This is a genomic window from Bradyrhizobium barranii subsp. barranii (assembly GCF_017565645.3).
In the GTDB taxonomy this organism is placed as follows: domain Bacteria; phylum Pseudomonadota; class Alphaproteobacteria; order Rhizobiales; family Xanthobacteraceae; genus Bradyrhizobium; species Bradyrhizobium barranii.
The window spans coordinates 2,073,840-2,088,506 of the sequence record NZ_CP086136.1; the positions used below are offsets into that span (position 1 = coordinate 2,073,840).

General features: G+C 62.4%; 11 protein-coding genes and 1 pseudogene. 11 read left to right on the forward strand and 1 reads right to left on the reverse strand.

The window, feature by feature from the left end:
- Window positions 1-38 precede the first annotated feature (38 nt).
- The 5 genes from J4G43_RS10185 to J4G43_RS10205 all read left to right on the forward strand — a co-directional run bounded on the left by J4G43_RS10185 (window position 39) and on the right by J4G43_RS10205 (window position 6,592).
- Window positions 39-1,277: an acyltransferase family protein gene (locus J4G43_RS10185; protein ID WP_208084695.1), complete on the forward strand. Its 1,239-nt coding sequence runs from the start codon at window positions 39-41 to the stop codon at window positions 1,275-1,277.
- Between the two features lie 56 nt (window positions 1,278-1,333).
- Window positions 1,334-2,539: an LLM class flavin-dependent oxidoreductase gene (locus J4G43_RS10190; protein WP_208084696.1), complete on the forward strand. Its 1,206-nt coding sequence runs from the start codon at window positions 1,334-1,336 to the stop codon at window positions 2,537-2,539.
- Window positions 2,540-2,810: 271 nt separating this feature from the next.
- Window positions 2,811-3,599, forward strand: coding sequence for a helix-turn-helix transcriptional regulator (locus J4G43_RS10195; RefSeq protein WP_208084697.1), 789 nt, complete (start codon window positions 2,811-2,813; stop codon window positions 3,597-3,599).
- Between the two features lie 328 nt (window positions 3,600-3,927).
- Window positions 3,928-5,295, forward strand: coding sequence for a lipase family protein (locus J4G43_RS10200; RefSeq protein WP_208084698.1), 1,368 nt, complete (start codon window positions 3,928-3,930; stop codon window positions 5,293-5,295).
- Window positions 5,296-5,710: 415 nt separating this feature from the next.
- The gene (locus J4G43_RS10205; RefSeq protein WP_208084699.1) at window positions 5,711-6,592 is read left to right on the forward strand and encodes a L,D-transpeptidase; all 882 of its coding nucleotides are present in this window, start codon (window positions 5,711-5,713) and stop codon (window positions 6,590-6,592) included.
- Window positions 6,593-6,744: 152 nt separating this feature from the next.
- Here the strand turns inward: J4G43_RS10205 and J4G43_RS10210 are convergent, their stop codons facing one another.
- Entirely contained in the window at window positions 6,745-7,536 is a 792-nt protein-coding gene (locus J4G43_RS10210; protein WP_208084700.1) for a tetratricopeptide repeat protein, read from the reverse strand.
- Between the two features lie 197 nt (window positions 7,537-7,733).
- Between J4G43_RS10210 and J4G43_RS10215 the strand changes: the two genes are divergently transcribed.
- From J4G43_RS10215 to J4G43_RS10240, 6 genes and pseudogenes are all read left to right on the forward strand, one after another.
- Window positions 7,734-8,900 carry a cytochrome P450 gene (locus tag J4G43_RS10215; RefSeq protein WP_208084701.1) on the forward strand — a complete coding sequence of 389 codons (1,167 nt, stop codon included), beginning with the start codon at window positions 7,734-7,736 and terminating at the stop codon, window positions 8,898-8,900.
- Between the two features lie 915 nt (window positions 8,901-9,815).
- Window positions 9,816-10,755: pseudogene (locus tag J4G43_RS10220) on the forward strand (sulfonate ABC transporter substrate-binding protein).
- Between the two features lie 38 nt (window positions 10,756-10,793).
- Window positions 10,794-11,756: a sulfonate ABC transporter substrate-binding protein gene (locus J4G43_RS10225; RefSeq protein ID WP_208084702.1), complete on the forward strand. Its 963-nt coding sequence runs from the start codon at window positions 10,794-10,796 to the stop codon at window positions 11,754-11,756.
- Between the two features lie 8 nt (window positions 11,757-11,764).
- Window positions 11,765-12,931, forward strand: a complete 1,167-nt coding sequence (gene ssuD / locus J4G43_RS10230) for an FMNH2-dependent alkanesulfonate monooxygenase (RefSeq protein ID WP_208089282.1) — start codon at window positions 11,765-11,767, stop codon at window positions 12,929-12,931.
- A complete protein-coding gene (locus J4G43_RS10235; protein ID WP_208084703.1) occupies window positions 12,928-13,734 on the forward strand; it encodes an ABC transporter permease subunit in 807 nt (268 codons plus the stop codon). The genes ssuD and J4G43_RS10235 overlap by 4 nt, the downstream gene beginning before the upstream one ends.
- A 7-nt stretch (window positions 13,735-13,741) precedes the next feature.
- Window positions 13,742-14,578: an ATP-binding cassette domain-containing protein gene (locus tag J4G43_RS10240; RefSeq protein ID WP_208084704.1), complete on the forward strand. Its 837-nt coding sequence runs from the start codon at window positions 13,742-13,744 to the stop codon at window positions 14,576-14,578.
- Window positions 14,579-14,667 lie beyond the last annotated feature (89 nt).

The following is a 14,667-nucleotide window of genomic DNA, read 5'->3' on the forward strand; positions in this document are numbered from 1 at the left end:
GCCGGAAACAAGCCTTTCACCAGCAAGCGAGTCCGTCCATGTCCCGATCGACCGCCATCGCCCCTGCATCGGAACGGCTGCACGCGCTCGATGCGGTCAGGGGCTTTGCCCTGCTGCTCGGCATCGTCCTGCACGCGACCTTGTCGTTCGTGCCGGCCCCGACCAGGATCTGGATCATCCAGGACACCCATCAAAGCCTGGCCCTGGGCCTGCTGTTCTTCGCCATCCACGTCTTCCGGATGACGACCTTCTTCCTGATGGCGGGTTTCTTCGCCCGAATGAGTTTCCATCGCCGGGGAGTTTGGGGCTTTGTCAGGGACAGGTTGCAGAGGATCGGACTGCCGCTAGTGGTCGGCTGGCCGATCGTGTTTACGCCGATGGCCCTGGTGGTCATATGGGCCGCGGGCTTTCCGAACGGCGGCCCGATCCCCGGCGCACCTCGCTGGCCGCCGGTGCTGCCGAATTTCCCGCTGACCCATCTCTGGTTTCTCTATGTGCTGCTGGAGCTATATGTCGCCATGCTCCTGCTGCGCGGCGCAATTGTCTGGCTCGATGTATCAGGCACGCTGCGAACGGTTGTCGACCGCCTCTTTGCGCAGATTATGCGAAATCCGCTGGCGCCCCTGGTTCTGGCGATCCCGATCGGCATCGCTTTCTGCCTCGATCAAAGATGGATCAATGTGATGGGCGTGAGGGCGCCGGATCAATCGCTCGTCACGAACCTCCAGGCGTGGGTCGGCTTCGGCACTGCCTTCGGCTTCGGTTGGTTGCTGCATCGGCAGACCGATCTACTGCGGATTTTGGAGCGACGCTGGCTGTGGAATCTCTTGCCGGCGCTCGGCCTCATTCTGATCAGTTTCGTGCTTGTCGGGGTGATGATGTCCGTGCCGGGTGCGCCGAAACTGCCGGTTAGCTTCGCCACGCTCAGGCTTGTCTCCGCCATCCTGTATGCACCGGCGATATGGATCTCGACCTTCGCGGTCCTCGGCCTCGCACTTCGCTTCATGTCCGGCTTCAGCCCGACCCGGCGCTACCTCGCCGATGCGTCTTACTGGCTCTATCTGATCCACATGCCGATCGTGATGGCGCTACAGGTCGTGCTGTCGCAGCTCGACTGGCCCGGGCCGACCAAGTTCGCCATCATTCTCGTCGTCGCGATTCTCCCGATGTTGGCGAGCTATCATCTGCTGGTGCGCTTCACCTTCATCGGCGTGGTGCTGAATGGCCGCCGCGCCGAAAAGCGCGTTCTCCCGCGCGGCGGAATTGCGACCGCGTAGACAGCGCCTCCCCACTCACTAAGATGAGCGCAACAAGAATAAGCGGGAGAGGCGTCATGAAGTTCGGCATCTTCTATGAGCTGCAGCTGCCACGGCCCTGGGTGGCCGGCGACGAGCTGAAGCTCTACCAGAACGCGCTCTCGCAGATGGAACTTGCCGACAAGCTCGGTTACGACCACGCCTGGGTCGTCGAGCATCACTTCCTCGAAGAGTACTCGCACTCGCCCTCGCCGGAATCATTCCTCGCCGCCGCGAGCCAGCGCACCAAGAACATCAGGCTCGGCCACGGCATCCTCCAGCTCACGACGAACCACCCGGCGCGCGTCGCCGAGCGCGTCGCGGTGCTCGACCTGCTCTCCAACGGCCGCTGCGAATTCGGCATGGGCGAAAGTGCCTCGATCACCGAGCTCACGCCGTTCGGCCGCGACATGGAGACCAAGAAGGAGGTCTTTGAGGAGGCGGTGCAGGCGATCTTCCCGATGTTCAAGGATGCGGGGAGCGAGCACCACGGCAAGTATTTCGACATTCCCTTGCGCAATGTCGTGCCGAAGCCGGTGCAGAAGCCGCACCCGCCGCTGTGGATGGCCTGCTCGCAGCTGCCGACCATCGAGCGCGCCGGCCGCCACGGCTTTGGCGCGCTGGGCTTCCAGTTCGTCAGCGCCGACGCGGCGCACGCCTGGGTGCACGCCTATTACAACGCGATGACCAAGCGATTGCACAAGCTCGCCGACTACGAGATCAACCCGAACATGGCGCTGGTCTCGTTCTTCATGTGCGCCAAGACGGATGAGGAGGCGCGTGCGCGCGCCGACGGCGCCACCTTCTTCCAGTTCGCGCTGCGGTTCTACGGCGCCTCGCAGAACCGCCAGCGTCCCGCGCCCTACACCGTCAACATGTGGGACGAGTACAACAAGTGGAAGCGCGACAATCCGGAAGCGCAGGAGGCGGCGCTGCGCGGCGGCCTGATCGGCTCGCCCGAGACCATCCGCAGGAAGCTGAAGCGCTTCCAGTCGTCGCATATCGACCAGGTCATCCTGCTCAACCAGGCCGGCAAGAACAGCCACGAGCACATCTGCGAATCGCTCGAGCTGTTCGGCCGCGAGGTGATGCCGGAGTTCCAGAACGATCCGGCCCAGGCGGCGTGGAAGCAGGGCGTCATGAGCGGCGAGATCAAGCTGGAGGAGATCGACACCGAGGCGTTTACGGATCGCTACGGCAAGCTCGCGATCAACGTCGCGCCGGCCAAGGCCGCGGCGGGGTAGGGGCGCTGCATCCGGCATGGGCCCCGGCTCAGCAGCGCCATAGCGCGTCGAAGACGCGCGTAAACGCGCTTATGTCACGCTGCGCTGCGTCCGGGGCACGAGACCATCCTCTGCATCGACCAGCAACACTCTCGTGTCCCGGACGCGCTGCAACGCGTAGCGTTGCTGCGCAGGGCCGGGACCCAGAAGCGGCAAAAGCCGCCGTCTCCGACTTCCTGCCAAATCCTCTTGCTGATATCTTCCGCCAAAAGAACTTTTGCGGAGGAAACCAATGCGGCCCCACGGCATGGCCTCAACTCCAGCGGCGAACGACATCGCGCCGGCGGTGCTCGCCATCGGCCGACCTGATTTCCCGAATGTCCTCATCGACACGTTGCGCCGGCAGGCCGGCGTCGGCCATTGCATGGTGTTTGCCCTGACGCGCACCGGCGCGGCGAGCTGTCTGCTCGACGCCGGCAACATCCCGATCGGCAGCGATCTCGGCGCGGCCTATGCCGGTCAGTTCCACGAATCCGATCCCAATCGTGATGCGCTGTTCGAAGGCGAGGGCAGCGCGCCGATCATGCTGCCGTCGTTCGCGCCGCGCATGTATGGCGCGCGCTACCGGAAAATCTTCTTCAATGACTCTGATATCGTCGACAAATATGCGACAGCAATCTGGGTCGGCGACACCTGCTTCTATGTCAATTTCTACCGCATCACGGCCCAGGGCCGCTTTGGCGACGCCGAGCGTGCGCGGCTTCAGGCCATTGCGCCTGCGATCGGCGCCAGCGTTGCGCGTCATTTCCAGCAGGCGGCCACCGCGACGCTCGACCAGAACCTCGCCGCGCTGTTCGCAACGCGCGCGCCACTCTCCGCGCTGACGCCGCGCCAGCAGGACGTCTGCCGCCGCATCCTGCTCGGCTTCAGCTCCGAGGCGATCTCGCAGACGCTCGGCATCAGCCTGCATTCGACCCTGACCTACCGCAAGCGTGCCTATGAGCGGCTCGGGATCTCCTCGCAGAACGAGTTGTTTGCGATTGTGCTGCGCCTGCTCGCGGGGCCAAGCGGCCTGAACTAAGAGCTACGTTTAGTCCGCGATGTCTGCTTGCAGGCGCAAAGCGGATGCGCAGTCCGTCCGCCGGGATCGTCGCGTTTTGACCCAAGCCGAAATCCTAATCCTTAGCCCACTGGCGGCGAGCTACGCACCGTGGTGCCATGGGTTGGCCGAAGACGGTATCGAGGAGGACTGAATGAGGCGACGCGATTTCTTGTTGTTGCCGACGAGCTGATCGAATAATAGGTCGGGTTGGCTGCGTCTGCTCATGGCAGATTTTGTTGCAAAGTTGACCGCGGACGATCGGCCATCTTAGTTTGAAGCGACTATGATTTTCCGAAGGGACGCGGAGATGATCATGCCCGCCTCTAACGAAAATAGGTCCGTGATCTCCCCTGCGATGGATGACACCCCTGCGGATGCTGCACGGGTGAGCCGGTGTTCAATCCTTCTCGTGCACGGTACGTGGGGCCGAGGGATTTTCCCCAAGATGTCAGACCTAAGACGCGGCTACTTCCGTGAGACCAAGAGGTGGTTTGAGGAGGGTTCGCAGTTTTGCGACGGACTAGACGCCGCACTCAAAAGTGAGTCGCTCGATTGGCCGATCCGCGCATTTCTCTGGAGTGGGGCCAATTCCGTTCATGCCCGCGACCGCGCAGCGAGAGACCTATCCAAACAACTGAGAGAAGGCTTGGAGGACCCTGACACTATAGCCGTCATTATTGCCCATAGCCACGGAGGAAACGTGGCGTTGCGTGCCTTGCAACATCTCGACTCCAAGACAGGCCGGATCCGGATCGTCACCTTGGCGACGCCGTTTCTTAGGGTGTTTGCGCGCACGTCCTTGCAACTGTCATATTGGGTCAAGCTCTTTATGCTTGGAGCAATCTTTATAACGCTTTTCGTTAGTCTGCTAGTTCTTGACGAGATCGTGTCTGAAAAGTTGGGCCTAAAGCTTCTGCTTGCTGTGAGAAAAATCGCGAACAATGAGGACCTGGTGTTCTTGATTATCGCGGTGTTGAGTGGAGTAGCGGGCTTTTTCATTATGGAATGGTTGAATGAAGTCTTCACCAACCCGGATGCAGCGCATGCCATCGAAGAGTTGGCTCACTACGATACTAAAGGTGCGGCAATGTCGCGGATGCTTGTTATCCGCGGCGTGGATGATGAAGCCTCGCTATCGCTCGCGGCGGGCTCCATCGGCTCGCGTTTGAGCTTCCTTACCCTAATTGCAGCGATCCCCGCGATCTACGCGGTGGTCATTGTTTTTGTCTGGCTGGGTTCGTTTTTCGGGCTGAATGACGAATCGAAATTGGGAACATGGATGGGAGGCCTGATGATCGGCGTTTTCTTTGGCGCACTGATATTGTTCTTTGTTCCCGGTGCATTTAAATCCTTCTTTGGGCGAGAATTTCTGGTCAACGGGATGAGTTGCGACATTGCGGTTGACTCAGTACCGGATACGTTGGGCCAGGTGGAGGCAATCACCCTCAGGCCGATCGAAGCGGCTTCGCCCAAACCGAGATCCTTCGAACGGCCTTTTAGTTTGCGATGGATGTTGGAAATTTCGTTGTTGGAATTCCACGGGATATACTTTCAGTTGCATCAATCCTCTATGGGGCAGGCACGCAGCAAGCCGTCTTGGCAGCTGCGGCACGGGATCTACAACCATCCTAACTGTGTGGATGAGATCGTGCGATGGCTTCGTCGCGTCACATGAACAGGCCACCGAGCCAACGTGCCTTGAAATCCGCCAAAGACCGCGAAGACGCTCGACCTTACCGTAGTCGCTGCTCGCTACAGCCGACGAGGTGATCGAGTAGGCACTTTACTTCCGCTAGTGGCCCTTAGCTGTCGTTTGTCTCAGGCGCCAAAATGTCGGCTGTCGGACTGAGCGCAGGTTAAGGTCTGAGTGCGTTTTCTCCGCGGGTGCTTCAGACCTCGACTCGTTTCGCGATGAGAAGCGCGTCGTCCTCGTCGCGACCTGAATATCGAGCGGTATGCCCAATTTTTACATTGCCGAACAAGAGTTCGGCGTTAACCACGACTAACGGTTCCAGTCCGTGTGACGTCGCTTCGAAGTTTCTTAAATCTTGCCGGGTACCTCTTCCAGGCATAGTGACCTGGGGAAAGACATGAGTAAGCGGGCCAAACGTAAGAAGGCAGAGGCCCTCGCAATACCCATGGCCGCGAGAGTTGCGATTGGCGCCGTGGCCGTCGCCGTCGTGGGGTATAGCTTGCTGTCTAGCCCGGCGGACGTGCAACCGATACGAAAACCGTCCGCACAACAGGCCCAGGCGTCGTCAACTCCGGTTTACGTGTCGACTCCGGTTCGTGCGTCAGCGCCAGCTCCGGCTGCGATTCCGGTCCCGGCTCCGATCCCGGCCCCGGCGCCTCTGGTCGAACCACCCAAAGCCGACGCTGGCGTTCCCGGAGCACTTGTCCGGCAGGTGGTTGACTACGCCAGCCGTCAGGCGCCGGGCACCGTGATCATCGATACCGGAAACACATTCCTCTATTTCGTTCTGAACGACAGGCAAGCGATGCGCTACGGCATCGGTGTTGGCCGCGAAGGTTTCACATGGTCCGGTGAACAGACTGTGGCCCGCAAAGCAGAATGGCCGGATTGGCATCCGCCTGTGGAGATGGTCTCGCGTCAGCCCTATCTGCCGCGGTTCATGGCGGGCGGTCCCGGCAATCCGCTCGGCGCCCGGGCGATGTATCTCGGCGAGACCGAATATCGAATTCACGGCACCAACAACCCAGATACGATCGGGAAGAAGGTTTCGTCCGGCTGTATTCGACTGACCAATGACGACGTCACGGACCTCTATGAGCGGGTGAAAATCGGAGCGAAAGTGATCGTGCTTCCGGCAGCCGCCGCCCGCAGGCCCTCCCAGGGAGCGCCAGCCGACGCCGCTTTCCGGTTGCCGGACCCGGCATCGCCGTCGAAGCGGCCCCTGGCAGCTAACGCACAGATGTTGTCATCCGGACCGAAGATCGCCGAAGCCCGGTAAGTCAATCCTCTGTCCTCGACCTGCAACTGACCCGCGGCCTGAACTAGACGGGGTACCCTAAGTCCGCGATCTCGGCTTCCGGGCAAAATGGACACGCAGCCCCCGAAGCGGAGATAGATCGAGCCGGTAAGCGCACGGCGCAGGGGAGGCGATTACGGATCGCGCGTCAATCTGCGCAGGGCTTCTGCGCTTTTGGTCATGCGCGGATTGCTATCGAGCGCTTGTTGAAAGTCACTTATGGCCTCGCTTCGGCGTCCCAACGCTTCGAAGATGTGACCGCGTACCTCCATTGCGATGGGATTGTTAGGCCCAAACTCAAAGGCTTTTTGAACGCTCGACAGCGCTTCGTCGAATTGCCCCAGTTTGAGGAAAGCCCAAGCTCGAGTTTGACACGCGATTGCACCTCCCGACGGACTTGCCAGTTTCAACACTGACTCATAATCCGCGGTCGCGCGGGCGTGATCGCCAATCCGCTCATAGGCATCGGCACGAGCCCGCAGATGCCGGAAATCGCCAGGATTGATCTGCGCCGATCGAGTATAGTCAGCAATCGCCCGGTCATACTGAGCGAGTTCTTCATAGAGCCCGCCGCGAACCATGTATCTGATCGGCTCGGTCGGGTCGTTTTCAATTGACGTGGTGTAGTCTGCAAGAGCTCGGTCGTAATCTCCCTTGTGATAATACATCGTTCCACGCGACATATAAACATTGGTCGCCCGTGGGCTGCCTTCGATGACCGTGGTGTAATCCGCAATCGCCCGGTCATGGTCATCAGCCAGAAGGTAGGCGTCAGCACGACCGACGTAGCCGACCGGATTGGTTGGGTCCAGCTTGATGACTTTTGCAAAGGCTTGAATTGCTTCGCTGGCGTCGCCATTGCGCAGGTGGGCGGCCCCCCGCACGGCAAACGCTTTTGCAATGATGCGCCCTACAAGTCTCAGCATTGTTTTCCCCCGACGGCGGTGATGTTAGCCGACGCAATTGTGTCTGTACCAGATCACAACCGCCGTTTTCACAGCTCAAGCTGGTTGTCTTGTGAAGAGATGCCCTGATGCCGTCCGTCCCTATCGCTAGGGACAGACGCCGGCACTGGATTTCGCTAGTCTGGCCTGGAAAACACGAGAATCCAGGGGAGACCGCCTTGAGCACCGCGCCGCGCATCGACATCGACCCTGCTTCGTTCTGGGCCGATCCCTATCCGATGCTCGCAAAGATGCGCAAGGAAGCGCCGATCGCCTTCGTGCCGCAACTCGGCTCGACGTTGCTGACGAGCCGCGACGACATCTCGATCTCCGAGAAGCAGATCGACGTGTTCTCCTCGCACCAGCCCGCCGGCCTGATGAACCGGCTGATGGGCCACAACATGATGCGCAAGGACGGCGAGGCGCATCAAATCGAGCGGCGCGCGATGTTTCCGACGGTGTCGCCGAGGACGGTGAAGGCGCACTGGACCGCGCTGTTCCAGGCCGATGCCGACCGCATCATCGGTGCGATCGCGCCGGGGCGGATCGATTTCATGCGCGACTTCGCGTTGCCGTTCTCCGGCGAATGCCTGAAGTCGATCACCGGCCTCACCAATATCGGCTTCCAGGACATGGATTCGTGGTCGCAGGGCATGATCGAGGGTATCGCCAACTACACCGGCGATCCCGCGGTCGAGGCGCGCTGTCACGCGGCGACGTCGGGCATTGATGCCGCGATCGACGACATTCTGCCGGCGATGCGCAAGAACCCCGACCAGAGTATCCTCGGCGTACTCCTCGCTGCGGGCATGCCGATGGAGAGCGTGCGAGCAAATGTAAAACTCGCGATCTCTGGCGGCCAGAACGAGCCGCGCAAGGCGATCGCCGGCACGGTGTGGGCGCTGCTCTCCCATCCCGAGCAACTCGATCTCGTGCGCAAGGGCGAGGTGACCTGGCTCGAGGCGTTCGAGGAGTATGCCCGCTGGATTTCGCCGATCGGCATGTCACCGCGGCGCATCGCAAAACCGTGGAGCATCCGTGACGTCTCTTTCGAGCTAGATGAGCGCGTGTTCCTGATGTTCGGCTCCGCCAATCGCGACGAGAAGCATTTTGAGCGCGCCGACCAGTTCGACGTGCGGCGCGACACCTCCAAGAGCGTCGCCTTCGGCGCCGGCCCGCATTTCTGCGCCGGCGCCTGGGCCTCGCGCGCGATGATCGCGGACGTCGCGCTGCCGACGGTGTTCGCGAGGGCGAGTCGTCTCGAACTTGCCGACGATGAGCCTGTGCGGATCGGCGGTTGGGCGTTCCGCGGCCTGCTGAACCTGCCGGTGAGGTGGGCGCACTGACCAGACGACGGTGGCCGTGACGGCGAACTCGTCTCGTCGAACGATTGAACCGCATCGTTCCCCGGCGACACACATGACGTCATGTCCATTGGCGTCATGTCCATCCAGTTCTGGCCCAAGCCGTGGCTTGAATCGTCTCTGGCTGCCGCGTCGGCGCTGATCGCGTTGCTGGTCGTCGTACCGGCGCGCGCCGCCGGACCGTCCTCCATTTCCGGCTGCTGGACGCAGACCTCGCTTGTGCCTTACGCCCAGAGGCCGCCCGGCAAGGAGTGGGGTTCGCGGACCTGGTGCTTCAGGCCAGATGGGACGATGACCAGTGTCCACATCGCATGCGGCCGCGGCGGTTTGCGACGGTTGGGATCGGGACGGACGTTACCGCTGGCGACGGCCGATCGTGTGGATCTCCGACGTCTTACGTCAGACGACGGCAAACATCAGACAAAGGTGTGGCGTCGATGTCGCGTCAGTTTCCGCGCCGGGGATCGCATGGTGCTCGAGAATTGCTATTTCTCGTCCGATCCCTGGGTGCGCGAGCACTGATCGCGCCTTGTCGGAGGCCCCGAGCCACACACTGCCATGATGCCATCATGCGCCTGTTTTGCCCGACGGGTCAAATGAATTTCGGATAATACGTAAGTCATTGATCGGACTATGGTCGGCTACTGTGCATGGGGTTGTTTTCGACAATTTATGTTCCGGCCCTGGGAGCGTCGACGAGATTCCCGTGGTTCTCACATTCGCGTGCGGAAAAATCCCTCTGCATGAGCGCAGCCGCTTGAAAGATTAATCATGCGCTTCGCCACACGCGCAGTGCTCGCATCGCTATTTTCCTTGGCGTCTCGACACCTCCGCCGACCCGCACCATCATTCCTGCAACGCAAGGGAATGACGGCCGCAGGCGGCCGGGAGTGTGGAATGCAGCGTCGCGACTTTCTCAAGCTCTCCGTTGGAACCGCAGCCGCCGCTGCATTTGCCTCCCGCGCGAACGCGCAGGGCGCGGTGAAGGAAATTCGTGTCGGCTACCAGAAGACAGGCGTGCTGGTTATCACGCGCCAGCAGGCTTCCTTGGAAAAGCATTTCAATCCTCGTGAAATGGGTCGAGTTCTCCTCGGGCCCGCCGATGATGGAGGCGATGAACGTCGGTAGTGTCGACTTCGGTTCGGTCGGCGATTCCCCGCCGGTGTTCGCCCAGGCCGCCGGAGCGGCGATCGTCTATGCCGCGGGCCAGCCCATCACCAACGGACAGGGCATCCTGGTGCCGAAGGATTCGCCGATCCGCTCGATCGCCGACCTGAAGGGCAAGCGTATCGGCTTCACCAAGGGATCCAGCGCCCACAATGTCGTAGTCCAGACACTTGAGAAGGCCGGGCTCACCTATGCCGACATCACGCCGGTCTATCTGACGCCGCCCGATGCCGGTCCCGCCTTTGCCAATGGCAGCATCGAGGCCTGGGCGATCTGGGATCCCTATTTCGCGATCGGCGAGACCAAGCAGGGCGGCCGCATCCTGATCAATTCGCGCGAAGTCACCAAGACCAACTCCTTCTACATCGCCAACCGCGAGTTCGCGAAGAACCACGGCTCCTTCCTGCAACAGATCGTCGACGTAACGACCGCGACCGGCAAATGGGCCGAACAGCACCGCGGTGAGGTCGCCAAATGGCTCGCCGCCGTCACCGGCGTCCCCTTGGACATCCAGGCCGTCGCGGCCGAGCGCGCGAACTTCGTGGTCGGCCCCGTCACCGACGACATCGTCGTGACCCAACAGGGCGTCGCCGACCGCTTCTACAAGCTCGGCCTGATCCCGAAGCCGGTCGTCGTTCGCGACATCGTCTGGCGCAGCGCGGCGACCTGATCGTGCCGACCAATCTCCCCATATCAAAAGGTTTGAACATGAGGCGCATCGTTCAACGTCTGATCGCCGCCATCGTTCTGTCGATCGGCATCGTCGCCGCCGCGGTCGGCACCTCCTATGGCCAGGACAGCCAAGCCAAGGTCGTCCGCATCGGCTACCAGAAATACGGCAAGCTGGTGCTGCTCAAGAGCAAGGGCACGCTGGAGCCGAAGCTCGCCGCCGACGGCTACAAGGTGGTGTGGACCGAATTCCCGTCCGGCCCGCCGCTGCTCGAAGCGCTCAATGTCGGCGCGATCGATTTCGGCAACACCGGCGAGGCCCCACCGATCTTCGCGCAGGCCGCCGGCGCGCCGATCCAGTACGTCGCCTACGAGCCGCCGGCGCCGAAGGGCGAGGCGATCCTGGTGCCGAAGGACAGCCCGCTGAAATCGGTCGCGGACCTCAAGGGCAAGAAGGTCGCGCTCAACAAGGGCTCCAACGTCCACTATCTCCTGGTCAAGGCGCTGGAGAAGGCGGGCGTCAAATATTCCGAGATCGAGCCGGTGTTCCTGGCGCCGGCCGATGCGCGCGCCGCCTTCGAGCGCGGCGCGGTCGACGCCTGGGTGATCTGGGATCCGTTCCAGGCCGCCGCGGAAGCGGCCACCGGCGCGCGCACGCTCGCCGACGGCACCGGCATCGTCGCCAACTACCAGTTCTATTTCGCCTCGAAGAAATTCCTCGAAGCCAACCCGAAGATCGTCGACGCCGTGCTGGCTGAGCTGAGCTCGGTCGACGATTGGGCCAAGGGCGACATCCATGCGGTCGCCGAGCAGCTGGCGCCGGCGATCGGCCTGTCGGTCCCCGTGGTCGAGGTGGCGCTGAAGCGGCAGGCCTACGGCATCAAGCCGATCACCGATGCCGTCATCGCCGATCAGCAGCAGGTTGCGGATGCGTTCTTCGCGCTCAACCTGATCCCCAAATCCATCAAGATTTCCGACGTGGCCCGGAAACCAGGATCGTGAGCAAGCACATGATTATGCAATCCAACGCCAACATCCTCTGGTTCCTGCCGACCCACGGCGACGGCCGCTATCTCGGCACCGGCATCGGCGGCCGTGAGGTCAATTTCAACTATCTGCGCCAGATCGCGCAGGCCGCCGACCAGCTCGGTTATTACGGCGTGCTGTTGCCGACCGGGCGATCTTGCGAGGATTCCTGGATCGTCGCCTCCTCGGTTGCGCCGTTCACCGAGCGGCTGCGCTACCTCGTGGCTGTCCGCCCCGGCCTGCAATCGCCGAGCGTGGCGGCGCGCATGACGGCGACGCTCGACCGCGTCACCAATGGCCGGCTTCTCGTCAACGTCGTCACCGGCGGCGATCCCGTCGAGAACAAGGGCGACGGCATTTTCCTCGGCCATGACGAGCGCTACGAGGTCACCCGCGAGTTCCTCAGCGTCTATAGCGACCTGCTCGCCGGCAGGACCGTCAATGTCGAGGGCAAGCACATCCATGTCGAGGGTGGCAAGCTGCTGTTTCTGCCGGTGCAGTCGCCGCGGCCGCCACTCTATTTCGGCGGTTCGTCCGATGCCGGCATCGACGTCGCCGTCGACGCTGTCGACAAATATCTCACCTGGGGTGAGCCGCCGGCTCTGGTTGCCGAGAAGATCGCGAAGGTGAGGGAGGTCGCAGCTGCGCGCGGCCGCAAGCTCTCCTTCGGCATTCGTCTTCACGTGATCGTCCGCGAGACCAATGAGAAGGCCTGGAGCGCCGCGAACGAGCTGATCAGGCATGTCAGCGACGACACCATCGCGCTGGCGCAGAAGAACTTTGCCCGCATGGACTCCGTCGGTCAGCAGCGCATGGCGCAGCTCCACGGCGGCAAGCGAGACAAGCTCGAGATCGCCCCGAACCTGTGGGCCGGTGTCGGTCTCGTGCGCGGTGGCGCCGGCACGGCGCTGGTCGGCGACGCCCAGACCGTCGCGGCCCGCATCAAGGAGTATCAGGATATCGGCATCGATACCTTCATCATGTCGGGCTACCCGCATCTGGAGGAGGCGTATCGCTTTGCCGAGCTGGTATTCCCGCTGCTCTCGCTGGAGCAGCCGAGCAACGTGACCAAGCTGCACTTCAACGGCGGTCCCTTTGGCGAGACCGTCGGCAGCGATTACCGTCCGCAGCAGCGAGTGTCTGAGTCATGAGCCTGATCGACAGCGTTTCACTTCCGCGCAGCTTCCGCCTGCCGCGGGTTGACGGCCTGATCCAGTGGATCGTGCCGCTCGCCATCATCGCGATCTGGCAGGTCGCGAGCGTCACCGGCTTTGTGCCGGTTCGCGTGCTGCCAGCGCCGAGCGATGTCGCGCTCGCCGGCTGGAAGCTGCTGCTCTCCGGCGAGCTCGTCCGCAACATCTGGGTGTCGTTCTGGCGCGCCTCGATCGGCTTCCTGATCGGCGGCGGCATCGGTTTCGCGTTCGGGCTCGCCAACGGCCTGTCGCAGCTCTCGGCCAAGCTCACCGACACCACGTTGCAGATGGTGCGCAACGTGCCGCATCTGGCGCTGATCCCGCTGGTCATTCTGTGGTTCGGCATCGACGAGAGCGCAAAGCTGTTCCTGGTGGCGCTCGGCGTGTTCTTCCCGATCTACCTCAACACGCTGCACGGCATCCGAACCGTCGACCCGCAGCTGATCGAGATGGGCCGCATCTACGGCATGACCGACAGTGAGCTGTTCCGCCGCGTGATCTTCCCCGGCGCGTTGCCCTCGATCTTCGTCGGCATCCGCTTTGCGCTCGGCATCATGTGGCTCACCCTGATCGTCGCCGAGACCATCGCGGCGTCTTCAGGCCTCGGCTACATGGCGATGCAGGCGCGCGAGTTCATGCTGATCGACGTCGTCGTGCTCTCGATCCTGATTTACGCTCTGCTCGGCAAGCTCGCCGACAGCGCCTCCCGTGTGCTGGAGCGCCTGACGCTCTCCTGGCACCCCGCCTTCCAGAAACGCTGAGAGTGACATGCAGACAGCTCTTCGTACGGCCCTTCCCGAAACCGAGCTCGCCAGCCGCGCCAATTTCGTACCGCAGGCACGCGTCGTGCGCGAGGAGCGCCCGGCGCAGACGACAGGCCTGCCGCTCAGCATCCGTGGCTTGCGCAAATCCTACGGCGACAACGAGGTGCTGCGCGGCATCGACCTGCACATTCCCGCCGGCCAGTTCGTCGCCATCGTCGGCAAGAGCGGTTGCGGCAAGAGCACGCTCTTGCGGCTGATCGCCGGCCTGGAAAAGATCGACGCCGGCAGCATCAGCTTCAACCAGGATGTCCAGCCCGAGGACATCCGCGTGATGTTCCAGGAGCCGCGGCTGCTGCCCTGGGCGAGGGTGCTCTCCAATGTCGAGGTCGGTCTCGGCCGTAATCGCTCATCCAGTGATGCGCATGCGCGCGCCGAGAAGGCGCTGACCGAGGTTGGGCTGACCGACAAGCGTGATCAGTGGCCGTCGGTGCTGTCGGGCGGCCAGAAGCAGCGCGTTGCGCTCGCCCGTGCGCTGGTCTCCCATCCGCGTGTGCTCGCCTTCGACGAGCCGCTCGGCGCGCTGGACGCGCTGACCCGCATCTCGATGCAGCGGCTGCTGGAGCGGGTCTGGCGCGACCAGGGCTTTACCGCGATCCTGGTGACCCACGACGTCGCCGAGGCCGTCGCGCTGGCCGACCGGGTCCTGGTGATCGACGAGGGCCGGATTGCCCACGATGTTACGGTTAACACCGCCCGGCCGCGCGAACGCGGCTCCGCCGAGCTCGCAAGCCTCGAAGGCTCGATCCTGAGCCATCTTTTGTCGGCGGACGATCGTACCTAACCCGTCCTATTCGTGAGAGTGCGGCTTTTTGGCCCGATTGATGCGGCCGCACATCTTGTCTGACGAGGCGCACAGGATTGCCTTCGGCT

Coding starts and splice junctions, on each gene's coding strand:
- J4G43_RS10185 (WP_208084695.1), top strand. CDS start 39: ATGTCCCGATCGACCGCCATCGCCCCTGCATCGGAACGGCTGCACGCG.
- J4G43_RS10190 (WP_208084696.1), top strand. CDS start 1,334: ATGAAGTTCGGCATCTTCTATGAGCTGCAGCTGCCACGGCCCTGGGTG.
- J4G43_RS10195 (WP_208084697.1), top strand. CDS start 2,811: ATGCGGCCCCACGGCATGGCCTCAACTCCAGCGGCGAACGACATCGCG.
- J4G43_RS10200 (WP_208084698.1), top strand. CDS start 3,928: ATGATCATGCCCGCCTCTAACGAAAATAGGTCCGTGATCTCCCCTGCG.
- J4G43_RS10205 (WP_208084699.1), top strand. CDS start 5,711: ATGAGTAAGCGGGCCAAACGTAAGAAGGCAGAGGCCCTCGCAATACCC.
- J4G43_RS10210 (WP_208084700.1), bottom strand. CDS start 7,536: ATGCTGAGACTTGTAGGGCGCATCATTGCAAAAGCGTTTGCCGTGCGG.
- J4G43_RS10225 (WP_208084702.1), top strand. CDS start 10,794: ATGAGGCGCATCGTTCAACGTCTGATCGCCGCCATCGTTCTGTCGATC.
- ssuD (WP_208089282.1), top strand. CDS start 11,765: ATGATTATGCAATCCAACGCCAACATCCTCTGGTTCCTGCCGACCCAC.
- J4G43_RS10235 (WP_208084703.1), top strand. CDS start 12,928: ATGAGCCTGATCGACAGCGTTTCACTTCCGCGCAGCTTCCGCCTGCCG.
- J4G43_RS10240 (WP_208084704.1), top strand. CDS start 13,742: ATGCAGACAGCTCTTCGTACGGCCCTTCCCGAAACCGAGCTCGCCAGC.